Origin of the sequence: Streptomyces spongiicola, from assembly GCF_003122365.1 — a bacterium.
Classification (GTDB): Bacteria; Actinomycetota; Actinomycetes; order Streptomycetales; family Streptomycetaceae; genus Streptomyces; species Streptomyces spongiicola.
Window position 1 is genome coordinate 2,612,192 of record NZ_CP029254.1, and the last position, 26,163, is coordinate 2,638,354.

At 74.0% G+C, this 26,163-nt stretch carries 21 protein-coding genes and 1 pseudogene; 5 read left to right on the forward strand and 17 right to left on the reverse strand.

Translation table 11 applies throughout. The features are described 5' to 3' along the window. Positions 1 to 108: 108 nt before the first annotated feature. Both DDQ41_RS11305 and DDQ41_RS11310 read left to right on the forward strand, forming a co-directional pair. Positions 109 to 1,392, forward strand: a complete 1,284-nt coding sequence (locus tag DDQ41_RS11305) for an MFS transporter (RefSeq protein ID WP_109297674.1) — start codon at positions 109 to 111, stop codon at positions 1,390 to 1,392. A gap of 166 nt (positions 1,393 to 1,558) precedes the next feature. Beyond that, the gene (locus tag DDQ41_RS11310) at positions 1,559 to 2,968 is read left to right on the forward strand and encodes a uracil-xanthine permease family protein (RefSeq protein WP_109294387.1); all 1,410 of its coding nucleotides are present in this window, start codon (positions 1,559 to 1,561) and stop codon (positions 2,966 to 2,968) included. Here the strand turns inward: DDQ41_RS11310 and DDQ41_RS11315 are convergent. Further along, positions 2,941 to 4,143, reverse strand: coding sequence for a glycoside hydrolase family 6 protein (locus tag DDQ41_RS11315; protein WP_109294388.1), 1,203 nt, complete (start codon positions 4,141 to 4,143; stop codon positions 2,941 to 2,943). The genes DDQ41_RS11310 and DDQ41_RS11315 overlap by 28 nt on opposite strands. A gap of 109 nt (positions 4,144 to 4,252) precedes the next feature. On the opposite strand from DDQ41_RS11315, the gene DDQ41_RS11320 reads away from it, so the two are divergent. Continuing rightward, the gene (locus tag DDQ41_RS11320; protein WP_109294389.1) at positions 4,253 to 4,957 is read left to right on the forward strand and encodes a DUF5995 family protein; all 705 of its coding nucleotides are present in this window, start codon (positions 4,253 to 4,255) and stop codon (positions 4,955 to 4,957) included. A gap of 381 nt (positions 4,958 to 5,338) precedes the next feature. On the opposite strand, the gene DDQ41_RS11325 is transcribed toward DDQ41_RS11320, so the two are convergent. From DDQ41_RS11325 to DDQ41_RS11360, 7 genes are all read right to left on the reverse strand, one after another. Beyond that, on the reverse strand, positions 5,339 to 7,033 hold the full coding sequence (locus tag DDQ41_RS11325) for a flavin monoamine oxidase family protein (protein ID WP_109294390.1): 1,695 nt from the start codon (positions 7,031 to 7,033) through the stop codon (positions 5,339 to 5,341). Positions 7,034 to 7,072: 39 nt separating this feature from the next. Further along, positions 7,073 to 7,885 (reverse strand): carbon-nitrogen hydrolase family protein, encoded by an 813-nt coding sequence (locus DDQ41_RS11330; protein ID WP_109294391.1) that lies wholly within the window; start codon positions 7,883 to 7,885, stop codon positions 7,073 to 7,075. 326 nt (positions 7,886 to 8,211) lie between these two features. Beyond that, positions 8,212 to 8,667, reverse strand: a complete 456-nt coding sequence (locus tag DDQ41_RS11340) for an Lrp/AsnC family transcriptional regulator (RefSeq protein ID WP_109294392.1) — start codon at positions 8,665 to 8,667, stop codon at positions 8,212 to 8,214. A 10-nt stretch (positions 8,668 to 8,677) separates the two neighbouring features. After that, complete coding sequence (locus tag DDQ41_RS11345; protein ID WP_109294393.1) at positions 8,678 to 10,150, reverse strand: amino acid transporter; 1,473 nt, start codon at positions 10,148 to 10,150, stop codon at positions 8,678 to 8,680. A 272-nt stretch (positions 10,151 to 10,422) separates the two neighbouring features. After that, the gene (locus DDQ41_RS11350; protein WP_245991452.1) at positions 10,423 to 10,806 is read right to left on the reverse strand and encodes a DUF742 domain-containing protein; all 384 of its coding nucleotides are present in this window, start codon (positions 10,804 to 10,806) and stop codon (positions 10,423 to 10,425) included. Between the two features lie 4 nt (positions 10,807 to 10,810). After that, a complete protein-coding gene (locus DDQ41_RS11355) occupies positions 10,811 to 11,251 on the reverse strand; it encodes a roadblock/LC7 domain-containing protein (protein ID WP_109294394.1) in 441 nt (146 codons plus the stop codon). Beyond that, positions 11,241 to 14,018, reverse strand: coding sequence for a sensor histidine kinase (locus tag DDQ41_RS11360; protein WP_262508425.1), 2,778 nt, complete (start codon positions 14,016 to 14,018; stop codon positions 11,241 to 11,243). The genes DDQ41_RS11355 and DDQ41_RS11360 overlap by 11 nt, the downstream gene beginning before the upstream one ends. Before the next feature lie 388 nt (positions 14,019 to 14,406). Between DDQ41_RS11360 and DDQ41_RS11365 the strand changes: the two genes are divergently transcribed. Continuing rightward, complete coding sequence (locus DDQ41_RS11365; RefSeq protein ID WP_262508426.1) at positions 14,407 to 15,537, forward strand: GDSL-type esterase/lipase family protein; 1,131 nt, start codon at positions 14,407 to 14,409, stop codon at positions 15,535 to 15,537. Positions 15,538 to 15,827: 290 nt separating this feature from the next. On the opposite strand, the gene DDQ41_RS11370 is transcribed toward DDQ41_RS11365, so the two are convergent. The 8 genes from DDQ41_RS11370 to fmt all read right to left on the reverse strand — a co-directional run bounded on the left by DDQ41_RS11370 (position 15,828) and on the right by fmt (position 24,961). After that, entirely contained in the window at positions 15,828 to 17,270 is a 1,443-nt protein-coding gene (locus tag DDQ41_RS11370; RefSeq protein ID WP_216365100.1) for a GuaB1 family IMP dehydrogenase-related protein, read from the reverse strand. Positions 17,271 to 17,375: 105 nt separating this feature from the next. Continuing rightward, positions 17,376 to 17,738, reverse strand: coding sequence for a barstar family protein (locus DDQ41_RS11375; protein WP_109294396.1), 363 nt, complete (start codon positions 17,736 to 17,738; stop codon positions 17,376 to 17,378). Beyond that, positions 17,735 to 18,136 (reverse strand): ribonuclease domain-containing protein, encoded by a 402-nt coding sequence (locus tag DDQ41_RS11380; protein ID WP_109297677.1) that lies wholly within the window; start codon positions 18,134 to 18,136, stop codon positions 17,735 to 17,737. The genes DDQ41_RS11375 and DDQ41_RS11380 overlap by 4 nt, the downstream gene beginning before the upstream one ends. Before the next feature lie 609 nt (positions 18,137 to 18,745). Further along, positions 18,746 to 19,792, reverse strand: a complete 1,047-nt coding sequence (locus DDQ41_RS11385; RefSeq protein ID WP_109294397.1) for a sugar-binding transcriptional regulator — start codon at positions 19,790 to 19,792, stop codon at positions 18,746 to 18,748. A gap of 75 nt (positions 19,793 to 19,867) precedes the next feature. Further along, positions 19,868 to 20,551 (reverse strand): ribulose-phosphate 3-epimerase, encoded by a 684-nt coding sequence (gene rpe, locus DDQ41_RS11390; RefSeq protein ID WP_109294398.1) that lies wholly within the window; start codon positions 20,549 to 20,551, stop codon positions 19,868 to 19,870. 821 nt (positions 20,552 to 21,372) lie between these two features. Further along, complete coding sequence (locus tag DDQ41_RS11395; protein WP_109294399.1) at positions 21,373 to 21,843, reverse strand: DIP1984 family protein; 471 nt, start codon at positions 21,841 to 21,843, stop codon at positions 21,373 to 21,375. Between the two features lie 281 nt (positions 21,844 to 22,124). After that, a complete protein-coding gene (locus tag DDQ41_RS11405) occupies positions 22,125 to 23,552 on the reverse strand; it encodes an RsmB/NOP family class I SAM-dependent RNA methyltransferase (RefSeq protein WP_109294401.1) in 1,428 nt (475 codons plus the stop codon). Between the two features lie 476 nt (positions 23,553 to 24,028). Further along, positions 24,029 to 24,961, reverse strand: a complete 933-nt coding sequence (fmt, locus tag DDQ41_RS11410; protein WP_109294402.1) for a methionyl-tRNA formyltransferase — start codon at positions 24,959 to 24,961, stop codon at positions 24,029 to 24,031. A gap of 220 nt (positions 24,962 to 25,181) precedes the next feature. Here fmt and DDQ41_RS11415 point away from each other — a divergent pair, with 220 nt between their 5' ends. After that, complete coding sequence (locus tag DDQ41_RS11415) at positions 25,182 to 25,703, forward strand: hypothetical protein (RefSeq protein ID WP_109297678.1); 522 nt, start codon at positions 25,182 to 25,184, stop codon at positions 25,701 to 25,703. 93 nt (positions 25,704 to 25,796) lie between these two features. On the opposite strand, the pseudogene DDQ41_RS11420 reads toward DDQ41_RS11415, so the two are convergent. Beyond that, a pseudogene (locus DDQ41_RS11420) lies at positions 25,797 to 26,078 on the reverse strand (site-2 protease family protein); the annotation flags it as partial. Positions 26,079 to 26,163: the final 85 nt, after the last annotated feature.

Consider the following 26,163-nt stretch of genomic DNA (forward strand, 5'->3'; position numbering starts at 1 on the left):
CCTTCCAGATCCCCACCGGCCGGCGCTATTTATCAGGCAGGGTTCCTGATAGTTTACGCGCACACCACGACTCCCGGGGAGGACGGCCCGATGCCGGAGGACGGCCCGATGCCGGCGGAGACGGCCCACGACAGGCGACGGCTGAGCGGGGCGCGCTGGGCCGTCGCCGCCGTCTTCTGTGTACACGGCGCCGTGACCGGCAGCTTCGCCACCCGGATCCCCTGGATCCAGGACCACGCGGGCGTCAGTGCCGGCCAGCTCGGGCTGGCCCTCGCCTTCCCCGCCGTCGGCGCCTCCCTCGCGATGCCCCTCGCCGGAGCGGTCACCCACCGGTACGGGGCACGCACGGCTCTGCGGGGGCTGCTCTCGCTGTGGACGCTGTCCCTGGTCCTGCCGGCGCTCGCCCCCGACATGCAGACGCTGTGTGCCGCCCTGTTCGTGTACGGCGCCACCGCCGGGATGTCCGACGTCGCCATGAACGCCCTCGGGGTCGAGGTGGAGAACCGGCTGAACCGCTCGGTGATGTCCGGCCTGCACGGAATGTGGAGTGTGGGCGCGCTCCTGGGCTCGGCGGCCGGCACGGTCGCCGCGCATCTCGGCACCGACGCGCGGCTCCACCATCTGCTCGCGTCCGCCGTGCTGACCGCGGTCGGGCTGCTGGCCTGCCAGGGCGTGCTCGACCTGCGCGGCTCCGCCGGCGAGAGGCCGCCGCGGTTCGCGCTGCCGCCGAAGTCCGCGCTGGCCATCGGCGCGATCGGCTTCTGCGGGGTGTTCGCCGAGGGCGCGAGCCTGGACTGGTCGGCGGTGTACCTGCGGGACGTACTGGGCGCCTCCGCCGGCCTCGCCGCCGCGTCCACCACGGCGTTCGTGCTGACCATGGCGGTGGCCCGGCTCGCCGGCGACCGCGTCGTGGACCGGTTCGGCCCGGTCGGCACGGTCCGCGCCGGCGGGGTGCTGGCGACCGGCGGAGGGGTACTGGTGGTCCTGGCGCCCCACCCGGTGGCCGCGATGGCGGGATTCGGCTGCATCGGCCTCGGAGTCGCCGTGGTGGTGCCGCTGGCGTTCGCGGCGGCCGGGCGCAGCGGGACCAATCCGAGCCTGTCGATCGCGGGAGTGGCGACGATCACCTACACCTCCGGACTGATCGCACCCTCCGCGATCGGCGGGATCGCCGATCTGACCTCGCTGGCGGTGTCGTTCGGGCTGGTGACGGTGCTCGCGGCCGGGCTGGTTCCGGGGGCGGGAGTGCTGCGGGGCAGCGGCCGGGGCGCGACGTCCGGACCACCCGGACCACCCGGACCACCCGGACCACCCGGACCACCCGGACCACCCGGACCACCCGGACCACCCGGTGGGCGGCGTCCGGCGTCCGCGCCGGACCTCCGGGCCTAGTGCCTCGCGGCGGACGGAGGCACCGGACCCCCGCGCTCGGCCGGGGGCTCCGCGGCGGGCGGAGGGGCCCGGAGGGCGCCCCGGACCGCCCCGGCGCGAGGAGTCGGGGCCCCCGCGGCCTCGTACGATGGGCGCCGGTCACCGCCCCCTCTCACCTGGAGCCCGCATGAACCTCGGCGTGCGCTGGAGCCTGCACGGCGACGGACGAAACCCCGCTCCGGGAGCGGTCGTACGGCCCGACGAGCGGCTTTCGTGGCCGCGTACCGCGGGCCTCGGTGCCCAGCACGTGGTGGCCATGTTCGGAGCCTCGTTCGTGGCACCGGTACTGATGGGCCTGGACCCCAACCTCGCCATCATGATGTCCGGGGTCGCGACCATGATCTTCCTGCTCGCGACCCGCGGCCGGATACCGAGCTATCTGGGCTGCTCGCTGTCGTTCGTGGGCGTGGCCGCGGCCATCCGGGCCACCGGCGGGGACAGCGCCACCATCACCGGCGCGATCCTCGTGGTCGGCGTGGTGCTCCTCCTCGCGGGCCTCGCCGTGCGGCGCTTCGGCGCACGGATCATCCACGCCGCGATGCCACCGATCGTCACCGGCGCCGTGGTCATGCTCATCGGATTCAACCTGGCACCCGTCACGGCCGCGGTGTACTGGCCGCAGGACCAGTGGACCGCCCTGCTCACCATGCTGTTCACCGGGCTGGCCGTGGTGTGCCTGCGCGGCTTCTGGTCACGCGTCGCGATCTTCCTGGGGCTGCTCTTCGGCTACGGCGTCTCCTGGCTCCTCGACCGGGTCCTCGGGAGGATCAACTCCCCGGTGGGCGGTACCGAGGCCGTCGACCACTGGCGGCTCGACCTGTCGGGCGTCGGGGAGGCCGAGTGGATCGGGCTCCCCGGCTTCCACGCCCCGGCGTTCGAGTGGTCGGCGATCCTGGTGGCGCTGCCCGTCGTCATCGCCCTCGTCGCGGAGAACGCCGGCCATGTGAAGGCCGTGGGCGAGATGATCGGGGAACCGGTCGACGACAGGCTGGGCACCGCCATCGCCGCCGACGGCGCCGCGTCGATGCTCTCCAGCGCGGTGGGCGGGCCGCCGAACACCACGTACTCGGAGAACATCGGCGTCATGGCCGCCACCCGGGTGTACTCGACGGCCGCCTACTGGGCGGCCGCGCTCTTCGCCCTGCTCTTCGGCCTCTGCCCGAAGTTCGGCGCGGTCGTCGCCGCCATCCCGGGGGGCGTGCTCGGCGGCATCACGGTCATCCTGTACGGGATGATCGGTCTGCTCGGCGCGCAGATCTGGATCAACGCGAAGGTGGACCTGCGCAATCCGCTGAACCTCGTCCCGGCGGCCGCGGGCATCATCATCGGCGTCGGCGGCGTCAGCCTGGAGTTCACCGACGACTTCGAACTCGGCGGTATCGCCCTCGGCACCATCGTCGTCATCACCGGCTACCACGTGCTGCGCGCCTTCGCCCCCGCCCATATGAAGCAGCGGCAGCCGCTGCTGGACGCGGGCACTTCCGCGTACGACGAGGACGGAGCCGGCGGTCAGCCGGTCGCCAACTCGAAGGCGTAGTCCGGTGTGAAGGTGCCGGCGGCGCCCCTGCACCCGTCCGACTCCCCCGGCAGCTTGACCCACAGATAGGCGTCGATCCGGGACTCCCCCGTCTCGGTGGTCGGGGTCCGGCCGAGTGCGCGACCGGAGGGATCGCACCAGGCGCCCTGCTCCGGCGCGCCGTTGCCGTTGCGGCTGGTGTCGATGACGGCGCCCAGCCCCGGGGGCCCGCCGAGGGCCTCCAGCACCCGGCGTGCGTACCGGGTCTCGTCGCCGGTGCGGTGGAAGTTGGAGACGTTGGTGAAGATGCCGTCGCCGCTCGCGGCGGCGCCCGCGGCGCGCAGTTCGGCCGCCTGCCTCGCCGCCGGGTGCCATCCCGAGTGGCCGGCGTCGAAGTACACCCTCGCCTGCGGGTTGGCCGCCTTCATGGCGCGCGCCGCCCGGGCCAGCGAGGCGTAGCGGGCCGCCCGGAGGCCGTCGGACAGACAGCCCGAGAGCGCGATCGAGTCGGGTTCGAGGACCACGATGACCGGTTCGCGGCCGAGGCCTGCGGCGAACTCCGCCGTCCAGGCGTCGTACGCGGCCAGATCCGGCGCGCCGCCCTGGGAGGCTCCACCGCAGTCCCGGTCGGGGATCGCGTACGGCACCAGCACCGGCACCCGGCCCGCCGCGGCCGCGCCTGCGGTCACCGCCCGTACCTCGCCCCTGATCCGGCCGGGGTCGTGCTCCGGGAACCAGACCGCGGCGGGGTGCGCGGCGATCCGTGACTCGATCAGCGGCCTTCGGGGATCGTCAAGGTGCTCGCGCACCCAGTCCAGGACCTGGGAGCGCGGATGCCGGTGGAGCAGGCCGGGGGCGTCCGGCGGCCCGGTGCGCGGTGCCGGGCGGCTCGCCGGCGAAGCGGGCGCGGGAGCCGCCGACCGCTCGGGCGGAGGTGGCGGCAACGGTGATCCCGACGGTTGCGCGGGCGCGGACGGCGGGCGGCTCGGGCGCGCGGGCAGCGGGACGGTCACGGGCGAACTCCTCACCTCGGGACGTGCCGTGTCGTCCTGGCCGCCGCGTCCGGCGGCCGACATCAGTCCGGCTACGGCTCCCAGTGCCACCACCGCCGAGGCCGCCGTGGTCATGACGCCGCGGCCGGCCGCGAGACGCCGCCCGTTCCGTTCCGCCCGGCGCCGATCGCGTGCGACTGGCATGCGCTGTGCTCCCCTCCCCCTGGCCGCCGCGGCCGTGGCGTTCCCCCGTTCCGGGGACACCTGCCGCCGTGCGGCGCGTGTCCGAGCCTATGCCTGGGACGCTGCCCCCATGGCGAAGATCGCACAGTACCCGGCGGACGGCGGGGCGCACGGCGCGCCGCCCGGCACGGTCCCGGCCCGGATGCGGGCGTTCCGCTCCGGCTGGCCGGTGGACGACGGGATCGCGGTGTTCAACGACGCGTATCTGGCCGTCACGGAGGAACTGGGCCGGCGCATCGACCGGGGCGAGTTCCCCGACCGCGGATCGGCCGCCACCCTGCGGGTTCTCCTCGCCGAGCGCTATCTGGCGGCAGTTGACACGGTGACCGCGGGCGGGCGCGCGCCGGCCTGCTGGCGTCCGCTGTTCCAGCTGCGCCGTCATCGAGGCGTACGCCCGCTGCAGTTCGCGCTCGCCGGGATCAATGCGCACATCGGGCACGACCTCGGGCTGGCGGTCGTGGACACCTGCCGTACGCTCGACTGCCGGCCGACGGACCTCGAAGGGGACTTCGACCGCGTGGGTGAGATCCTCACGATGCTGGAGGAGCGCATCCGCGAGGATCTGATGCACGGTCCCGAACTGCTGGAGATCACCGATCCGCTCGCCCATCTGCTCGGCTCGTGGAGCCTGGAGCGGGCCCGCGACGGCGCCTGGTCGGCGGCGCGGCTGCTCTGGGGGCTGCGCGGACTCCCGGCGCTCGCGGCGGAGTTCACGGAACGGCTGGACGCCGGGGCGGGCCTGGTCGGACGCTGCCTGCTCACTCCGCTGCGCTGACCGAAGACCCCGCGGCGGGCCCGGTCACCCACTGCCCGCTCACACCACCGCGCTGACCGAAGACCCCGCGGCGGGCCCGGTCACCCACTGCCCGCTCACACCACCGCGCCTCACTCCGCCGCGCTGGGGAGACGCGACCGGAATCCGGCCGCGGCGTGCGGACGGGGCCGCCGCCGGCCGGGGGTTCCCGGCCGGCGGCGGCTGAGGTGACCTCCCGGGGCCGGCCGGATCGCGGTCGGCGGCGGGGGTTCGTTCACGGAGGACCCGCGGGTGCGGGTCCCGGACCGGGGCGAGCCGGAGCCGTCGCGGAAGCCGGGGCGCATTCCTCGCCCCGGCCGTCGGGGAGTCGGGCTTCCCCGCGGGCGGTCCCGCCGGTTGCCCTCAGTCCTCGGGAAGCTCCACCGGGGCGATCTCCTCGAAGACGTCGCCCGGTCCCGGGTTGGTGGCGTCGGTGGCGCCGCCGAGGTGGTGCATCACGCCCCACACGGCGTTGAGCGCCGTCTGCACCGCGCCCTCGGCCCAGCCGGCCGTCCACGAGATGTCGTCGCCGGCGAGGAAGATGCCGCGCTTGTCGTCGGGCAGCCGGTCCTGCACGAAGTGGGTGAACAACCGCCGCTGGTAGCGGTAGTGGCCCGGCAGGTTGGCCTTGAACGCGCCCATGAAGTAGGGCTCGTCCTCCCAGGACACGGTCACCGGGTTGCCGATGATGTGCTTGCGGATGTCGACCTTCGGATAGATCTCGCCGAGCGACTTCAGCATGACCTCCATGCGCTCGCTCGCCGACAGCGGGAGCCACTTCAGGCTGTCGTCGCACCAGGTGTAGGAGAGGCAGATGACGGCGGGCCTGTCCGGGCCGTCGTCCAGCAGGTAGGTGCCGCGCGTCATCCGGTCGGTGAGCGTCATCGACATGACGTCGCGGCCGGTCTGCTCGTCCTTGTCCAGCCAGAACGGCCGGTCCACCGGCACGAACAGCTTGGACGACTCCATGTAGTGGGTCCGCTCCATCGCCGTCCAGTGGTCGATGGGGAACAGCGAGTCGTCGCAGGCGATCTTGGAGAGCAGCATCCAGGACTGTGCGGTGAAGATCGCCGCCTGGTAGGTGCGGATGTCGCCGGAGGAGTCCGTGACGGTGATGCGGTTGCCCGCGGTGCGGTGCAGCCGGGTCACGGCGGGCCGGGGCTCCCCGCCCGCGTGCAGCGTGGCGAGCGAGGTGCCGTACGTCCAGTGCGTGATCTTCTCCGGCGTGCGCTCCCAGAGGCGCAGCGGCAGCTGCTGGGAGCCGCCGACGATGCCGCGGTGGTGGTCGTCGGCCTCGGTGTAGACGACGCGGAGGATCTCCAGGATGGAGTTGGGGAAGTCGGTGTCCCAGCCGCCGGTACCGAAGCCGACCTGGCCGAAGATCTCGCGGTGCCGGAAGGACCTGAAGGCCTCGGACTCGCAGAGGAAGCCGTAGAAGGTCTGGTTGTCGAGCTTCTCGACGAGCTTCGCCCAGATCTCGCGGATCCGCGGCACGTCGCGCTCGCGCATGGCGCGGTTCATGTCGGAGAAGTCCGCGCCCTCCTCCAGGCAGTCGTTCCAGGCCTTCGCGACGTCGCGGTACACCTGCGGGAGGTCGTCGATGGTCTGCGCGTAGTGCGACTCGCCCTTGAGGTCGACGACGGTCGAGGGGGTGGCCTCGGCCAGCGGGTTGGGGAAGGGCCGCGTCTCCAGCCCCACCAGGTCGATGTAGTGCGCCAGCGCCGTCGAGGAGGGCGGGAAGCGCATGGCGCCCATCTCCGCGGTGAGCGAAGGGTCGCAGCCCTCGAAGCCCACCGTGCGCAGCCGGCCGCCGATCCGGTCCGCCTCGTAGACGACCGGCTTGAGCCCCATCTTCATCAGCTCGTAGGCGGCGACGATGCCGGAGAGGCCGCCGCCGATGACCGCGACCTCGGTGCCGTGCTCGGTCGCGGGTATCTGGCCCAGGCCCGCCGGGTGTGCGAGGAAGTCGTCGTAGGCGTAGGGGAAGTCAGGCCCGAACATGGTGATGGGCGGCTGCGCGCCGGTGTGCGGGACGGAGGTGGGCACCGTGGACGTCATGGGTGTTGCTCCTGGTGTGGCGGGGCGGGGCGGGAGGTCTCAGCGGGCGAGCGGCCCGTACAGGCCGGGGCGGCGGTCGCGCAGATAGGGGTTGCCGGCGCGGGAGGCCGCCAGCAGATCCGGGTCGGCGTCGCCGGCCACCAGGTCCTCTCCCAGGCCGGCGCGGGCCCGGACGATGCCGTCGGGGCCGGCGAGGCAGCTCAGCCCGGCGAAGTCGAACTCCCCCTCGGGGCCGGTGCGGTTGGCGTACGCCACGTACATCTGGCTCTCGAAGGCGCGCACCGGGAGGAGCTTCTCGGCGACGAACCGGAACGGGTTCATCAGCGCGGTCGGCACCACCAGCAGGTCCGTGCCCGCCAGGGCGTGGGCGCGCACGTTCTCCGGGAACTCCACGTCGTAGCAGATCAGCAGCCCGACCCGGAGGCCGCCGAGCTCGGCCTGGACGACCGGCTCGTCGCCGGGGGTGAACCACTCCTGCTCGAAGCGGCCGAAGAGGTGGGTCTTGCGGTAGTTCGCGAGGCGCTCGCCCCCGGGACCGACCAGCTGCGCCGCGTTGTACACGGCTCCCGGGTCGCCGCCGGCGCCGCGCTCCGGGTAGCCGTAGACGACGGCGATCCCGTGGCGGGCGGCGATCGCGGCGACGGCCCGGGCAGCGGCGCCGTCGGCGGTCTCGGCGAGGCGGTGCACGTCGGCGCCGATGGCGTACCCGGTGAGGAACATCTCCGGCGCGACGAGGAGGCCGGCTCCCCCGGCGGCGGCCCGGGACGCGTGGGCGTCGAGGATCTCGAGGTTCTTCGCGATGTCGCCGGGGGTCCCGGAGCTCTGGAGCAGGGCTGTGCGCAGCGGAGGCATGGGCCTACCTCGGAAGGAGTGGGTGAGGTGTCGGGGAGACGTCAGAAACCGTACGTTCCGGCCAACCGCAGGGACAAGGCGGGACCGTTGCGTTCGGAGACTCGATCCGTTGCGTGAATCCGGGGTGCACCGGTGATTCGTTGCACGGGGCGCCCGGCAACCCCTGCGCGTCCCGGCGGCGTCCGGCACCGGCGGGGCGTCCGGCACCCGGCGCCAGTCCGGCACCGGCGGGGCGTCCGGCACCCGGGGCGGGTCCGGCACCGGCGGGGCGTACCTCCCGGCGGGCCGGGACGGTCCCCGCCGGGCCGGGGCGACCCCGGCGGGGATCAGGCGGGTGCCCCCGAGGAGAACCGCCTGAGCAGGGGCGACAGCACCAGCACCGACTTGGTCCGCTCCACGAAGGGCTCGCCGGCGATCCGCTCCAGGACACGCTCGAAGTGGCGCATGTCCGAGGCGAAGACCTGGACGATCGCGTCCGCCTCACCGGTGACGGTGGAGGCGGACGCGACTTCCGGGTACCGCGCGAGGCCGCGCTTGATCGTCTCGGGTGAGGTGTTGCTGCGTGCGTGGATCTCGATGAAGCCCTCGGTCTCCCAACCCATCGCGCCCGGGTCGACGCGGACCGTGAAGCCGGTGATGACCCCCTCCGCCCGGAGCCTGTCCACACGCCGTTTGACGGCGGGCGCGGACAGGCCGACGAGCGAACCGATGTCGGCGTAGGAACGGCGGGCGTCCTCGGCGAGGGCGTGGACGATGCGTTCGTCGAGATCGTTCAGTCGCACGGGCGGTGGATCACTTCTCTGCTGTTGCCATCCGGGAGCGGCGAATGCCGTAGAGGAAGTAGAACACGAGCCCGGCCGCCATCCAGCCGGCGAACCACACCCAGGTGACACCGGGGAGGCTGAGCATCATGTAGGCGCAGAAGAGGAAGCCCAGGATCGGGGTGACCGGGAAGAGCATCACCTTGAAGGTGCGGTCCATGTCCGGGCGCTTCCAGCGCAGGATGACCACGGCGACGTTGACCAGGGCGAAGGCGAAGAGGGTGCCGATACTCGTGGCGTTCGCCAGTTCGCCGAGCGGGATGAAGGCCGCCAGGACACCGCAGAACAGCGAGACGATCACGGTGTTGGCCCGCGGGGCGCCGGTCTTCTCGTTGACCCTGGCGAAGACCTTGGGGACCAGGCCGTCGCGGGACATCGCGAACAGGATGCGGGTCTGCCCGTACAGCACGGCGAAGACGACGCTGGCGATCGCGACGACGGCGCCGGCGGCCAGCACCACGCCCCAGAAGCTCTGGCCCGTGACGTCCTTCATGATCTGGGCGAGCGCCGCCTCGGTGCCCTCGAAGTCCTGCCACGGCATGGCGCCGACGGCGACCAGGGCGACGAGGCAGTAGAGCACCGTGACGATCAGCAGCGACAGCATGATCGCCCGCGGGAGGTCCCTCTTCGGGTTCTTCGCCTCCTCGCCGGCGGTGGAGGCGGCGTCGAAGCCGATGTACGAGAAGAAGAGCGTGGCCGCGGCGGCGCTGATGCCGGTGACGCCGAGCGGGGCGAGCGGGGCGTAGTTGCCGGCCCTGATGCCCATGAAGCCGATGCCGATGAACAGCAGCAGCGTCACGATCTTGACGGCGACCATGACCGTGTTGACCCGTGCGCTCTCCTTGGCGCCTCCCATCAGGAAGACCATGGCGAGCAGCACGACGACGAGCGCGGGAAGGTTGATCAACCCGCCCTCGCCGACCGGAGCGGAGACGGCGTCCGGGATCGTCACTCCGATCGTGCCGTCGAGCAGTTCGTTGAGGTACTCGCCCCAGCCGACGGCGACGGCCGCGACGGAGACGCCGTACTCCAGCACCAGGCACCAGCCGCAGACCCAGGCGACCAGTTCGCCCATCGTGGCGTACGAGTAGGAGTACGACGAGCCGGACACCGGTACGGAGCCGGCGAGTTCGGCGTACGACAGGGCCGAGAACAGGGCGGTCAGCCCGGCGATGACGAAGGAGATCGCGACGGCCGGGCCGGCCAGCGGGGTGGCCTCCCCGAGCACGACGAAGATGCCGGTACCGAGGGTGGCACCGATGCTGATCATGGTCAGCTGCCACATGGTGAGCGAGCGGCGGAGCGTGCCGCCCTCGCCCCGGCCCCCCTCGGCGACGAGCTGCTCGACGGGCTTGCGCCGCATCAGACGGCTACCGAGGCCCTGGGCGGGCCCCCCGGGGTCCCTCTGGGGAGTGACGGGGGGCGCTGCGCCGTGATCCAACACTGGGGAGGCTCCTTATCGCTGCCTGTCGCTGCAATCGCTGCAATCGCTGCTGGCGGTGAGGCGGCGACCACGGCGGCCCGGCGCGGGCGCGGCTGAGGGCAGCCCGGAGCGCGGGGAATCGCCGAGCAGACGATCCCCGCCACTCCACGTACAGGCAGGACCCTACGAGGTCGACGTTCCCGACCGTAATGCATGAGCTTTGCGCACCCGCGGGTGATCGTTGCGCGCTGGGGGCGACCGCGGAGGAACGTTGCACCGGCGCGCAAAGGCGTTCAGATGTCACGCAGCCGGTCGGCTATCTCCCTCAGCAGGGACGGGTCGTGCGCGCCGCGGGGCGCGGGCGGCCCGGAGAGGCGGACCAGACCCGACTCGGCGAGGTCGGCGAGGAGGACCCGGACGACCGCGAGGGGCATGTCGGCGTCCGCCGCGACCTCGGCGACCGGCCGGGGCTCCCGGCGCACCAGCTCCAGCAGCGCGGTGCGGGCGTGGTCGAGCCGAGGGTCCGGCCTGTCCCGTTCGACGGCATCGACCTGCGACATCGGGTCGATGTCGTGCTCTGCTGCGGGACGGGTCCGGCCACGGGTGACGGTGTACGGCCGCACCATCGGCCCGGTCTCGTCCTCGTACCAGTGATCGTCGTACCAGTGATCGTTCACGGGACTACGCGTCGGGTGCCTCGTCCGCCGACCTCTCGGGAACCGTCATGTGCCGGCCGACACGCTTCACGAGCAGCGCCATCTCGTGGGCGAGCTGCCCGACGTCGGTCTCGGCGCCGCTGAGCACCGCGAGACGGCTCCCGCCGCCGGCCGGGGTGATGAAGAGATAGGCACCGTCCAGCATGACCATCGTCTGGCGGATCTTCCCGGCCGCGAATCGGGAACCGGTCTCGCCGGCCAGGCTGTGGAAGCCCGCGCACACGGCGGCGAGATGCTCCACGTCCCGCTGCGGCATACCCCGGGAGGCGCAGGTGACCAGGCCGTCCGCGGTGAGCAGGACGGCCTGGCGGACGTGGTCGGTCCGCTCCAGCAGGTCGTCGAGCAGCCAGCCGAGTCCGCTCGCGGCGGTACGCCCGGCCTCCCTGTCGTACGGCTCAGCCGTCATCGCGTGTCCCTTCGTCGTTCGTGGTCCCCGGCCGGTCCCCCGGCACGCTCCCGGGCGGCTGGTCCCCGGGCCGTCCGTGCTCGCTCCGGCCGTGCTCGCTCCGGCCGCCCTCAGGCCGACCGCTGCCGCCCGGCTCGCCGCTCCGTCCGTGCCCACCCGGGCCGCCGCTCCGCCCCCGTTCGAGTCCTCGTTGGAAGGCCCCGAACACGGCCCGCATCTCCTCCGCACCGATCTCCCGGTCCACCGGTCCGGATCCGTCCCGGCCCGGTCCTGGAGGTGGCTCACCCAGCGGCGCGGCGACGAGGGGCGCCCGACGGATCCGGGTGGGCAGGGGCCGAGGCGCCCCGGTGTGCGCGGACGGCTCTGCGCCGACGGGCCGGGGTGAGGGGACCGCCTCGGTCCCCGGCTGCGCGGATCCCTCCCGCGGCGGCGGGCCGGAGGGCGGTGCGGGGCCCGCCGGGGTCCCTTCCACTGCGGAGCCGGTTGCGCGGACGGTCCTCGGCTCCTCCGCCGCGGGGAGCGACGACCCGCCCGCCGCGGCCGCCTCGTGCTCCCCGTCCGGGGCGGAGGACGGGACCGGTATCCGGGCCGGTTCGGGGTCCTCCTCCCCGTCCGCGTCCGCGTCCGCGTCCGCATCCACTTCCGGGTCCACTCCCGCGCCCGCGCCCACACCCGCTTCCGGATACGGCGGCTTCGGATGCCGCCTCGGATGCGGATCCGGCTCCGGCTCCGGGTCCTGGCCCTGGCCCTGGCCCTGGCCTCGGTTCTGGTTCTGGTCCTGGTCCTGGCCTCGGTTCTGGTCCTGGTCCTGACCCCGGTCCCGGTCCCGGTCCCGGTCCCGGTCCGCCGGCGTGATGATCGCGTTCGGCAGCAGCACGACCGCGGTGGTCCCCCCGTAGGGGGAGCGGGTGAGGGTGACGGTGATGCCGTGCCGGGCGGCGAGACGGCCCACGATGTACAGGCCGAGGCGCTCGTCCTGGACCGGGTCGAAGTCACCCGGCCTGGACAGGGTGCGTTGCGCCTGGGCGAGTTCGTCGCCGTCCAGGCCGAGGCCGCGGTCGTCGATCTCCAGCACGAAGCCGTTACGGGCCTCGCTCGTACGCATCGTCACCTGGGTGTGCGGCGGGGAGAAGGCGGCGGCGTTCTCGACCAGCTCGGCGACGAGATGCACCACGTCCGCCACGGCGTCCGCGCCGACGCGTACCGGTGGCATCGGGGGCACCACGATCCGCGTGTAGTCCTCGATCTCGCCGACCGCTGCCGCCACCACGTCCACGAGCGGTACCGGATCGCGCCACCGCCGTCCGGGCGCCGCGCCGGAGAGGATGATCAGGCCCTCGGCATGGCGCCGCATCCGGGTCGTCAGATGATCGATCCGGAAGAGTTCCCCGAGCGTGTCGGGGTCCGTCGTCCGCCGCTCCAGGGTGTCGACGAGCTTCGCCTGCCGGTGTACCAGCGCCTGGTTCCGCCGTGCGATGTTCAGCAGCACGGCGAAGACGCCGCGCCGCAGGGTCGCCTGCTTGACCGCCGCCTCGACCGCCGCCCGGCGCGCCGCGTTGAGGGCCGTTCCCACCTGGGCGATCTCGTCGGGTGCGCCGTCCCCGTCGGCGAAGTCGAGCGGCGGCGCGGCGGCGGCCGGGTCGACGTCCTCGCCCGCGCCGAGTCGTTCCATCACCTCGGGCAGCCGCCGGGTGGCGAGGACGTCCGCCGCGTCCCGCAGCTCCTCGAGCCGTCCCGCGATCCGCCGGCCGGCGCTCACCGAGAGCCACACGGAGAGACCGGCCGCGGCGAGACCGGCGAGTCCGACGGCGGCCGCCTCGGCCATCTCGCGGTAGGCGAAGGCGCGTCCGCGCTCGGCCGCGTTCAGGGCCGACTCGGTGCACAGCAGCATGTACCGCCGCACCGCGCGGTCCGTGGTGGTCCGCCACGACGCGTCCGCAACGGCCCGGCCCGCCTTCTCCGCGCCGGCCCGCAGCAGCGCGTCCTCTCCCGCGGTCAGCGCCCGGTACTCGGCGCCCCGCTGGAAGTCGGTGAAGAGCTTCCGGGAGTCGGGCGGCAGTGCGGGGACGTAGGTGCGGTGGAAGACGCGCCGGTCCTCGATGGCCGCGGTGAGCGCGTCGTACTGGGCGTCGGTGACGACCCCGGCGGCCCGTGCCCCGGCGACGAGGGCGTCCTCACGGGAGACGAACTCCCGCACGCGTACCAGCTCCACCACGACCTGCGCCTCGCGAGCGAGCTGTCCGGCCTGCAACGCGGTGAGCTGGGACTGGACGTCGAAGGTCGGCTCGACGATCACCGTGTAGGCCTCCACGGCCTCGGCCCAGGACAGCCGGCGCTCGACCACCCCGTCCCGCAGTTCCTCGAGCCCCGCTACGGCCCGGACCATCGCGTCCAGGGACTCCCGCTGCCGGTCGGTGAGGTCCTCTCGCCGGTCCCGGTCGCCGACGGCGTCGAGCATGGCCTGCACGGCCCCGTCGGTCGCACGCTGCTGGGCCTGCAGCGCGGCGGCGTCGGCCGCCCCGGCGTCGCGCTCGCCCGCCCCCAGATAGGCGGCCGCGAGCCGGCGTTCGACCTGGATCTGCCCGACGGCCGTGTCGACGGGGGTACCGAACGTCTCGTACACGCTCTGGAGCCGGATCAGCGCCCGCAGGTCGCCCGTCACGGACACCATGGCGAAGCTCCACAGCGCCAGCAGCGCCGCGGCGGGCACCAGGGTGAGGGCCACGATCCTGCCGCGGATCGTGGGAGGGCGCAGTCGCCGGCGCATGGGCTCCCCCCCCTGGACGTGCGGGACGTACGGCCAGCGGGGGTACTACCGCCGGGTAGGGGCAGAAGCTACGCGATCCGCAACCGGCCGCGCAATGCTGCCGCCGGTAACGGCGCGACCGGCCGCCGGCCGCCGACCGCCGGCCCGGGGCGGCCGACGGCCGGCGGCAACGGGCACGGGCCACGGGCCGGAGGGGCAGCGGCGAGGCGGCGGTCACCGTCAGCCGGCACCCGACACGCGCCCGACGGGCGCACCCGGCCGGTACCCGACGGGCGCACCCGGCGGGCACCGACCGCACCGGCAGCGACCGGACGGCGCGCACCCTCCGCCCCGCGCGGGTAGGAGTCGGGTCCCGCAGACGATCCCGCACCCCACGGACGGAGGGCCCATGGCACCGGACCCGAACTGGCTCGATCCCGGACCGTTCCTGCGCGGGGTGGCCTGGCTCGACGGCGGGCGGCCGGTGCGGGCCGATCCCGGCGATCTGGCCCGGCTGCCGTGGGACACCAGGGAACGCGCCGCGCTCCCCATCGGCGTACGGCTGGAGTTCACGGCCCCCCACGGCGCCCGGGCGGTGGAACTGCGCTACCGGGCCAGGGTGCCCCGCCCCACCGACGCGCTGCGCGACCTGGCGCACTGCTTCGCGCTGTGGCACGGCGGTCGCTGTGCGTCCGAGTCGTTCACCGAACCGGCGGAGGAGGCGGTGGTCACCATCCCCCTGCCACCCGGACCGGGGCCGTTCACCGTCCATCCTCCGGAGTCCCAGGCGCCCATGGTCCTCGGGGTGCGCGGGGTGGGCGGCCGGGTGGTCCCCGCGCCGCGACGGCCGCGCTGGCTGGTCCACGGCGACTCGATCGCCGAGGGCTGGTGGTCCACCCGGCCCGCGCACGCCTGGCCTTCGGCCGCCGGCCGGACACTCGGCCTGGACTGCGTCAACCTCGGCTACGCCGGCTCGGCCCGCGGCGACCTCGCGACCGCGCAGCAGCTCGCCTCGCTCCCCGCCGACCTGCTGACCCTGGCCTTCGGCACCAACTGCTGGTCGGGCGTACCCTGCTCCGCCCCCCTGCTGTACGAGACGACCCGTGCCTTCGTCTCCCTCGTCCGGCAGGGGCATCCGGATGTGCCGCTGCTGGTGGTCTCGCCCGTCCTGCGCCCGGACGCCGAGACGACGCGCAACGCGCTGGGCGCGACGCTGGGGGACCTCCGCACGGCGATGGAGGAGGCGACCCGGGACCTCGCCGCCGCCGGTGACACCCGGCTGGCCCTGCTGCCCGGTGCGGGTCTGCTCGCGGCGGACGACCTGGCGGACGGCCTGCATCCGAACGACAGGGGCCACGCCCGGATCGCCGCGGCGGTGGCCGGGGCCGTGGACGGGTGCGGCTTCGCCGCCACGCGGGCAGCCGCCGGCGCGGCGGGGACACCGGGCGCAGCGGTTACGCCGGGCGCAGCGGTTACGCCGGGCGCAGCGGGCGTCCACGCGGACGCAGCGCACCGGGCCTTTCCGCCCCCGGCTCCGTGAGCGGCGCGCGGCCGCACCCGGGCCGAACGCCCGCCACCGGGAGCCGACCCGCCTCCCCGCCTCCCCGCCTGCCCGCCTGCCCTCAGAGAAGACCGGTCGCCGCCCCGGGGACGCTCCCCGGAACCGGTCCGCCTGCCTGCCCGCCTGCCTGCGTACCTGCCTGCCGTCAGCCTTCAGCCTTCAGCCTTCAGCCTTCAGCAGAGAACGGCCGCGGCCCCGGGGGACGCTCCCCGGGGCCGCGGCCGTTGGCGTGCGGTGCTCGACCGGCTGGGCCGGTCGGACCGCGGCCGTCAGTTCCAGCTGGCGTGCAGCGGCTGGCCCTCCGCGTAGCCGGCGGCGCTCTGGATGCCGACGATCGCCTTCTCGGCGAACTCCGCCAGCGAGCCCGCGCCCGCGTAGGTGCAGGAGGACCGGACGCCCGCGATGATCGAGTCGATCAGGTCCTCGACGCCGGGCCGGGCCGGGTCGAGGAACATGCGCGAGGTGGAGATGCCCTCCTCGAACAGTGCCTTGCGGGCCCTGTCGTACGCCGACTCCTCGCTCGTCCGGTTGCGGACGGCACGCGCGGAGGCCATGCCGAAGGACTCCTTGTAGAGCCGGCCGTCGGCGGTCTGCTGAAGGTCGCCCGGAGACTCGTAGGTGCCGGCGAACCAGGACCCCACCATCACGTTGGAGGCACCGGCGGCGAGCGCCATGGCGACGTCGCGCGGGTGGCGGACACCGCCGTCGGCCCACACGTGCTTGCCGTACTTCCCGGCCTCCGCGGCGCACTCGAGGACAGCGGAGAACTGCGGCCTGCCCACACCGGTCATCATGCGGGTGGTGCACATCGCGCCGGGGCCCACCCCCACCTTGACGATGTCCGCGCCGGCCTCGACGAGGTCCCGGACGCCCTCGGCGGCGACGATGTTGCCCGCGGCGACCGGCACCCGCGGGTCCAGCGCGCGGACCGCCCTGATCGCCGCGATCATCGACTCCTGGTGGCCGTGCGCGGTGTCGACGACGAGCGTGTCCACGCCGGCGTCGAGGAGTTGCTTGGCCTTGCCCGCCACATCGCCGTTGATCCCGACGGCGGCGGCGATGCGCAGTCGGCCGTTCGCGTCGGTGGCCGGCGTGTACAGGGTGGCGCGCAGCGCGCCCCTGCGGGTCAGGATGCCGGCGAGCCGGCCGTCCCCGTCCACGGCGGGGGCGAGCTTGCGGTTGGCGCCGTCGAGCCTGGTGAACGCCTCGCGCGGGTCGATGTCCGCGTCGACGAGCAGCAGGTCCTTCGACATCACCTCGGCGAGCTGGGTGAAGCGGTCCACGCCGGACAGGTCGTGCTCGGTGACCACGCCGACGGGGCGCTGCTCCTCGTCGACGACGACGCCCGCCCCGTGGGCGCGCTTGTGCAGCAGCGACAGCGCGTCGGCGACGGTCTGGTGCGGGGTGAGCACGATGGGCGTGTCGAGCACGAGATGGCGCGTCTTCACCCAGGTGATGACGTCGGTGACGACGTCGATCGGGATGTCCTGCGGGATGACCACGAGCCCGCCGCGGCGGGCCACGGTCTCGGCCATCCGGCGGCCCGCGATGGCGGTCATGTTGGCGACGACCAGCGGGATGGTGGTCCCCGTGCCGTCGGGAGAGGCGAGGTCGACGCCCTGTCGGGAGCCCACGGCCGAGCGGCTCGGCACCATGAACACGTCGTCGTACGTCAGGTCGTACGGCGGCTTGATGTCGTTGAGGAAACGCACGTGCTGAACATCCCAGTCGGATCGGAGGGGTCCCGGACACTCGCCCGGGAGAAGGCGCACGTACTTCATTCTCCCATGAGCGGGGTCGTGTACCGGGCGGGCCGATCATCCAGCACCGCCGGACACCCTCTCGTCGGATCCTCCGAGATCGAGCAGTACGGCGAGCCGTCCGGGCATGGCGTCGACCGCGTGGCCGAAGACGTCCTGGACCAGCTGCCACTCCCCGGGCTGCGCGGCGGCGTACTCCTGCCACCGGCGGACGAGGACGAGGGTGCCCTCCTCACCGGGGAGGTCGGTGAGGCAGTCGGCGAGGGCGTCCCAGTTCCGGCCGAACCAGGCCGGGAGCCCGAGGCTCGCGGCGCAGCGCTCCATGAAGGTCCGCTTGTCGGTGACGCCGTGGAGGTCGAGCACGGTGATGTTCCGCCCCGGGGTGGCGCCGAACAGTGCGGCGAGGGGACCGTTTCTCATCGGAGTACCACCCTGAACGTCTGGTAGTGGTCGTCGGTGTAGTAGACCTCCCCCTCCCGGCCCGTGACGATGCGGCGTGCGCCGCGGTCGCGCTCGCCCGGCGTGGGCACGGTGTACTCCCGGTAGTAGCCCCGCTCCCGCTCGGGCAGCATCCCCTCGAGGTTGCCGAAGGTGCTGCCGTCCCTGCGGTACGGGAAGGGGCCGCCGTCGTCGATCAGCCGCAGGGTTTCGCGTGCCTCCCGCGGCAGGTCGAAGGTGCGGACGGTGGCGAGGGCGGCGGGCGCCGAGGCTGCGGGGCTGTGCCCGGTACCGGCGCCGCCGCCCGGGCAGCCGGTCAGCAGCAGGGCGGTGAGGGCCGAGAGCAGCACGAGCAGGAGCCGCGAGGACCGGTTCAGCATGCCGCCGATGCTGTCACGCACGGGCGGCGAAGCCGGTGAGGAGCGCCCGGCGTGGGAAGGGAACGCCCGCGAAGCGCGGTCACGAGGGCGGGCGCGGTCATCTGCGCGGGCGCGGTCGCGTGGAGGCCGCAGACGCATGGGGGCCCGCGGGTCACGAGGAGAGCCGCGGTCACGCGGGGCCGCCTCGGGATCCCCGAGCCGCCTCGGGATTCCGGGGCGGACCGGGCTCGTCGCGGAGGCGTGCGATGGCGGGGCCGGCCGGCCCCTGCATCGGCGTCACGGGCGACCGGCCTCCGGCGCCCACCGGACGGGTCCGTCCGCTCGGGCCCAGGCCCGGCGCCGTCGCCGACCGGGCCGACGCGGCGGGCGGCCGACGCCGACCACGGCCGCCCGGCCCTCAGTGCGGTTCCGCAGACCGCCGGTGCCGGCGCAACCCGGCGCCCGGCCCGGGCCCCGACCCGGAACCTGACCGCGTTCCCGGCCCCGGCCGTGGTCACACGGGGGGCGAGCCCCGATCCGCGCCGGCGCTCAGTGGTCCGCCCCGCTCAGTTGCTCCGGGTCTTCGCTCACTGGTCCGCCCCGGCACTGAGTTGCTCCGGGGGTCTGCGCTCAGTGGTCCGGGTCGGCCCGCTCACGCGCCGGGCGCGGGGCGGGGCGGGACTCCGTGAGGAGGTAGTCCGCCGCCGCCGTGTCCGTCACCAGGCTGGTCACCAGACCGGACCGCAGCACCGCCCCGATCGCCGCCGCCTTGCGCTGGCCCCCGGCGATGGCGACCACCTCGGGAATGCGGCGCAGCCGGTCGGCCTCGACGGTGATGCAGCGCTCGCCGAGGTCACGGCCGACGCGTCTGCCGTCGGCGTCGAACAGGTGGGCGGACATCTCGGCCGCGACGCCGAGCGAGGCGTAGTGCGCCCGCTCCTCGTCGCTGAGCATGTCGTGCACCGTCGAGATGCCGGGCTCCCACGAGCCGATCGAGACGCAGGCGACCGTGACCTTGTCGAAGTACTCGAAGGCCCGGGCGATACCCGTCTGGTTCCGCAGCGCGGCGGCCGTGGCCGGGTCCGGCAGCAGCATCGGCGCGTAGATCGGGTGCGCCTCTCCGCCGGAAACCTGAGCGGCGCGCCGCACCGCCTCCACCGAGCCGCGCTCCGCGGTCCCGGCGTCGTACACACCCGTGAGCTGGACGACCGTGCAGGGCGGCAGCCGGTCGAGCGCGGCCGCCATGTGGATCGTGGAACGGCCCCAGGCCAGCCCCAGCACGTCCCCCTCGGCGACCAGTTCGCCGAGGAGATCCGCCGCGACCTCCCCGAGGTTCTCCGGGTCGGGCGACTCTTCCACACCCTCGGACGGGGATTCCACGACGACCGCGTGCCGCAGGCCGTAGCGGGCGCGGAGCGCGTCGGAGCGCTCCGCGTCCAGTTCGGCGGGGACACGGATCTCGATCCGCACGAGGTCGCGCTCGAGCGCGGTCTCCAGGACCCGGGCCACCTTGAAGCGGCTGACGCCGAACTCCTCCGCGATCTGGATCTTGGACTTGCCCTCGAGATAGAAGCGCCGGGCCATCGCCGCCGCCTGCACCAGCTCCGCGGGTCCCATCCGCAGGGCCGACCGTCCCGCCGACATAGCAGACACCGCGTTCTCCTCACTGCTGTTCACACTCCGGAACCGCCATCCTGACAGATCCGGGTGTTGTCGATCAGCCCGGTAGGGCCCCGTTCACCGAGCCGTGGCTCAGTGGTTGCACGCCCAGGGCGCCGACGCGATCGTCCGGTCGGCCTGCCGGCGCAGGGTCCGGACGGCCTGCGCCGGGTCCTCGGCCCCGTAGACCGCGGATCCGGCCACGAACACGTCGGCGCCCGCCTCGGCGCACCGCTCGATCGTGGACTCGGAGACGCCGCCGTCGACCTGGAGCCACAGTTCCAGGCCGTGCTTGTTGATGAGTTCCCTGGTACGGCGGATCTTGGGGAGCATGATGTCGAGGAACGCCTGGCCGCCGAAGCCCGGCTCCACGGTCATGACCAGCAGCATGTCGAGTTCGGGGAGCAGGTCCTCGTACGGCTCGACGGGGGTGGCGGGCTTGAGCGCCATGGCGGCGCGCGCGCCCTTGGCCCGGATCTCCCGCGCGAGCCGCACCGGTGCCGCGGCGGCCTCCGCGTGGAAGGTGACGGACCCGGCGCCGGCCTCCACGTACTGCGGGGCCCAGCGGTCCGGGTCCTCGATCATGAGATGGCAGTCCAGCGGGGTGCCCGTCGCCCGGCTCAGCGACTCGACGACCGGAACGCCCAGCGTCAGGTTGGGCACGAAGTGGTTGTCCATGACATCGACGTGGAGCCAGTCGGCGCCTTCGACGGCCTTCGCCTCCTCGGCGAGCCGGGCGAAGTCGGCGGACAGGATGCTGGGGTTGATCTGGGCCATGTGCCAAGACTGCCATGCTCCCGCGCACTTCTCGGCCCCGGAACCGGAGGAAGCCGCCCTTTCCGCGGCGCCGCCCGCTCCGCCAGGCACCCCAGTAACCACGAATCCGACATTCCGGAACGTCCGGCGGTTCCGGCCGCTGCCGCCCGGGCCGCCGGACGCCGCCGGCCCGACCCGCCGCCCGGCCGAGATCCCCCGATCCCCCGGTTCGCCGGTTCGCCGGTTCGCCGGTTCGCCGGCACGGAAGGCCCACGGTGCCCGGGTCCGAAGCCCCAGGACGGCGTGCGGGTTCTCGCTTCTCGTGTCCTACGGCGACGCCGTGGCCTCTTCTCACGGCGACTCCGACTCGTGCCGTGCCCAGCCGCTCGGTCTCACGGCGATGCCCAAAGCCCCGGGAGTGGTCGCGCGGGGCGGGTCTCCGCCCCGTCGCACCTGCGTCCGGCGGGCTGCTGACGGGCGCCGTCGCCGGTCTCTCGCATCCTTCGCGACCGCCGGTGACCGGCGTGGTCAACCGACCCGCGGATGCGGGAGCACCACCGAGCGTCACCGGCGGTGTCCGCCGGAGATCGCCGTCCCTCATGGTGCCGCGATGTGGAAAGCCCCGAACCCGCCCTCGCCGCCCGGACCTGCACGTGGTGATGTGCCGTGCGATGTGCACTGTTACCTGTGCGCCGTGCTGAGCTGCACTGTGTTGAGGGGAGTCGAACCCCCGCGTTGCTCTTCACGCTGCCACAGGTGGGTCGGAAAACCGCCGGCCCTCGGTGTGTGCACGCTTCCGAAGCTGCTACCCGCTCCACATCGTTCCGGCCCTGCCGGACCAGTCAGTCCAGCAAGTCGACCTCCCAGTTCGTACGCTGGATCCGCACATCGACCTCGCGGATCTCCCGGGCCAGCGCATCCGCCTGACCGCGTAGTTCCGCGACCGGAAGCGCGGAGAGCATCATCAGCTCGGACCGAAGCTGCCGGCCGTACCCCCGATCGCCGGTACCCGCTGCCGCGTCCGCCGCCGCGGTGACCACCGAGTGACGCAACCGCAGGACATCCCGGCGTGCGAGGGCGTCGGTGAGCGTGCCCTCCGGGCCCATCTCCACGGAGGCGTTGGTGCGGTTGATCCGCCGGATCAACGTTTCCAGCGCGTCCAGCACCTCACCGGTCTCGGCCAACAGCCGGGCCGCGTCCTCGGAGGGCGTCTCGCCTTCCTGGTACCGCGCACTGCCGACGACGCGCGCGCGCAGTTGTTCCACGCGGCGCACCGCTTCCGCACGTTCTGCCAATGCCTCGGCAAGCTTCACGACTCCGCCTCCCCCTCCGTGAGGTCGCACGAGTATACGAGTGGGCACCGGCGGAAACGCATCCGGATTTCGACCCGCCGGGGGCCGCCGGAGGCCGCCCTCACCCGCCGGGGCGGCCTCCGGCGGGTGAACACGGACAGCCGCTCGGGGCCAGAGAGCGCATGGGGACCCGACACGCCCCGCAGGACCGAACGAACGCCTCCGATCTGCGCGGTCTCGACCGTGGCCACGGTCGGTGAGACGCGGCCGCGAGAGGGGGAACCCACCGCGGCGCCGCGCCGTCAGGCCGTGCGGCGCAGCAGTGCCAGATACATGGCGTCCGTGCCGTGGAGATGCGGCCACAGCTGGACGTCCGGGCCGTCGCCCAGGGCCGGTACGCCCGGCATCAGAGGGCGGGCGTCGATCCACTCGGCCCGGACCGGCCCGTGCTCCCCGAGCACGTCGTCGACGACCGCGCGGGTCTCGGCGGGATGCGGCGAGCAGGTGGCGTAGCCGACCACTCCGCCGACCCGGACCGACTCCAGCGCCTCACGGAGCAGGGCCCGCTGGAGCGGGGCGAATCCGTCCAGGTCCTCGGGGCGCCGCCGCCAGCGTGCCTCGGGCCGGCGGCGGAGCGCGCCCAGGCCGGTGCAGGGCACGTCGACGAGGACGCGGTCGAAGGCGCCCGGTCGCCAGGCCGGGCGGGTACCGTCCGCGGTCACCACCTGGTACGGGCCGGGATTGCCCGCCAGCGCCCGCTCGACGAGACGGGCCCGGTGCGGCTGCTTCTCGGCGGCGACCAGGGCGGCACCGCGCTCGGCGGCCAGCGCGCCCAGCAGGGCCGCCTTGCCGCCGGGCCCCGCGCACCCGTCCAGCCAGCGCTCGTCCGGGCCGTCCAGCGGCGCTGCCGCGAGGGCGAGCGCCACGAGCTGGCTGCCCTCGTCCTGCACTCCCGCGCGCCCCTCCCGTACAGGGCCGAGGGCGCCCGGCTCACCGCCCTCGGCGAGCCTCACGGCGTACGGCGACCAGCGTCCGGGCAGCCCGCCGTCCGCACCGAGCAGCGAGAGCAGCTCGCCCGCGGTCGACCGGCCCGGCCTGGCGACCAGCGTCACCTCGGGCCGTTCGTTGTCGGCCTCCAGCAGGTCCTCGATCCCGGCCCGCCCGCCGCCCAGCGCGTCCCACAGGGCAGAGACGACCCAGCGGGGGTGCGAGTGGACGACGGCGAGGTGGTCCTCGGGGTCCTCGTCGTAGGGCGGCGCGACCCGTTCCAGCCAGCCGTCGAGGTCGTTCCGCGAGATCCGGCGCAGCACGGCGTTCACGAACTTCGCGCGGCCGTCGCCGAGGACGACCCGGGCCAGCTCGACGCTCGCGGACACCGCGGCGTGGGTCGGGATGCGCGTGCCGAGCAGTTGGTGCGTGCCCAGCGACAGTACGTCGAGGACCGGCGGGTCGACCTCGCGCAGCGGCCGGTCGACGCACTCGGCGATGATCGCGTCGTAGGTGCCCTGCCGACGCAGCGTGCCGTACACCAGCTCCGTGGCGAGCGCCGCGTCCCGGCTGTCGAAGTCGCCCTGTTCACGGGCCCTGCGCAGCAGCGGGGGCAGGACGAGGTTGGCGTAGGCGTCGCGCTCGTCCACCGCCCGCAGTGCGTCGAAGGCGAGGATCCGCACGGGATCCTTCTTCGGGGGCCGGTAGGACTGGGAGGGACGGCGACGGCTCTGCTGGCTCAAAGGTGCTCCGCGTTCCGGAAAGGTCGAACCCCCTCAGCCTACGACGCCCGGCCGGGCACCCCGACCCGTCCCCGCCGCGCCCGGGTCCGCGGGGGCCCCCGGCCGAAGCAGGCCGCGTTGACTTCGCCGCGCCCGCGCCCTGCGCGCGGGTACGGCCCCTTGCTCGCCAGCTCGCGAGCCTCGGCGAGCTGCCGCGCCGCGCGCGCGGGGACGGACCGTGCAGGCCACGCAGGCTCGTCGCTGGACGTGTCGAAGACGATGCCGCGCCCCGCGCACGGGGACGGCCCGGCTGCCCCGGGGCCCCGCCCGTCCCGACGGCCCCGCCGCGCCCGCCCGCGGGGACGGCCCACACGATGAGCGCCACGACGGCCGCCTCAGCGACCGCCGCGACCGCCCGCGGGGACGGCGCCTGGGCCGCTTCTCCGCGCCCTTGGAGGGCGGCCCCGCCGCGCCCCGCCCGCGGGGAGGGTGCGCGCTCAGGAGCCGAGCGTCTCCCCGGGGGCGATCCGCACACCGCGCGCCCAGTCGGCGGCCCGCATCGGCTTCCTGCCCTGCGGCTGGACCCAGTGGAGTTCGACTGCGTGCGAACCGGTCCCGGCGTGCACGTGGTTCTTGCCCACCGAGAGCTCCCCGGGTGCCAGCTCCGCGCGGTCCGGCAGCGGCTGGACGCCGACCAGCTTGAGGCGCTCGCCGCGGAACAGCGTCCACGCACCGGGCGCGGGAGTGCAGCCGCGGACGAGGCGGTCGATGTGGAGGGCCGGGGTGTGCCAGTCCACGTGCGCGTCCTCGACCGTGATCTTCGGTGCCAGGCTGACCCCGTCGGGGGGCTGCGGCACGGCCTCGAGGGAGCCCTCCTCGATCCCGTCCATGGTCGCGGACAGCAGCCCGGCTCCCGCGAAGGCGAGCCGGGTGAGCAGGTCGCCGCTGGTGTCCGTCGGCCGCACCCGCTCGGTGATCACACCGTAGACCGGGCCGGAGTCCAGCCCCTCCTCGATCCGGAACGTGGAGGCTCCGGTCGTCTCGTCGCCCGCGAGGATCGCGTGCTGTACCGGGGCGGCGCCGCGCCAGGCGGGCAGCAGCGAGAAGTGCAGATTGACCCAGCCGCGGGACGGGATGTCCAGTGCCCGCTTGGGGAGCAGCGCGCCGTAGGCGACCACGGGGCAGCAGTCCGGTGCGATCTCGCGCAGCCGGGCGAGGAACTCCTCGTCCCGCGGCCGCGCGGGCTTCAGGACCTCGATCCCCGCCTCCTGCGCCCGCTGGGCGACCGGGCTGGCCACCAGGCGGCGGCCGCGGCCGGCGGGGGCGTCGGGGCGGGTGACGACCGCCGCCACCTCGTGCCGGCCGGAGGCGATCAGGGCGTCCAGGGCGGGGACGGCGACCTCGGGGGTGCCCGCGAAGACAAGTTTCAATGGTAATACCTCGCTCTGTGTACCGGGGCGATCGCGCGACGCACCAGTGTATGGGGCGGGCCGACGGGGGGCGCGCGGACTGCCGCGCGCCCCGCGCATGTGCGCACGCACCTGCGGAGCGTGACCAGATCACCTGGTGGCGCGTTGTCAAGGGAGATTGACCGAAGCGGGCCGCCGGTGCGGTCCGACCGTATTCAACGCCGGTTCGAGAGGCTTGTTCATGGCCGACCACGCCACCCACGACGCCCAAGCCCGGGCAAGTCTGCATCTGTTGGTGCGGGACATCGAGCGGGTCCGCCGGCAGGTGGACGCTCTGCGCACGCTCACGGCCCAGCTGGGGAACGTCTACCGTCCGCGTCGCTCGGGCCCGTCCACGGGCTTCGTCGTCTACGGCCGCGCACCCGCCCCGACCGTCCGCCTGGCCCAGGAACTGCGGGACAGCGTCGAGACGTTGGTGACCGCCGCGGTCGACTTCGACCGCTCACTGGGCTTCTCGTGGGACGCGGTGGGCTCGGCGCTCGGCGTCACCAAGCAGGCGGTGCACCGCCGTTACGGATCGCGGCGGGCGACGCCGCAACCCACCGAGCTGCCCGCGGAGCCGGACCCCGGGGCGGCCCGCCCGATGCCCGTCGCCCCCGCGGTGCCGGCCGCTCGGTCGATGCCGCCGCAGCCGGGTCCCGGCGGCCACCCGCTCCGCGACGAGGTCCGCCACAGCGCCTTCCCCGGCCCGCGCAACGGCTGACCCCTCCCCCGACCGCCCCGGCAGAACCCTCCCCCGACCGCCCCGGCAGAACCCTCCCCCGACCGCCCCGGCAGAACCCCACCCACGGTGCGCCGGGGAGGTGGCGCGGGGGGCCGGGCCCCGGCCGCGTTCCGCGGTGGCTGCACCGCGGCGGCGCCGGGCCGCGCCTGCCAGGCGGCCTGTCGCCTTGATCCCGTACTCGGTCTCGCCCTTGTGACGCGACCAGATCGTGGGGCCGAATCCGACCATGTACTGGGGCACGCGGATGCCGAAGAGCTTGGCGGTGGAGAGATGTCCGAGCTCGTGCCAGGCAATGGAGAAGAGCAGCCCGACGGCGAAGAGCACTATGCCGAGGACCGTCAACAGAATCGTCATGCGCGAGCCTCCGCTGTCGCCTTCTCCGCCGGTGCGGCCAGTTCCCGGGCGCGGGCGCGCGCCCAGGTCTCCGGGTGCTCGTCGC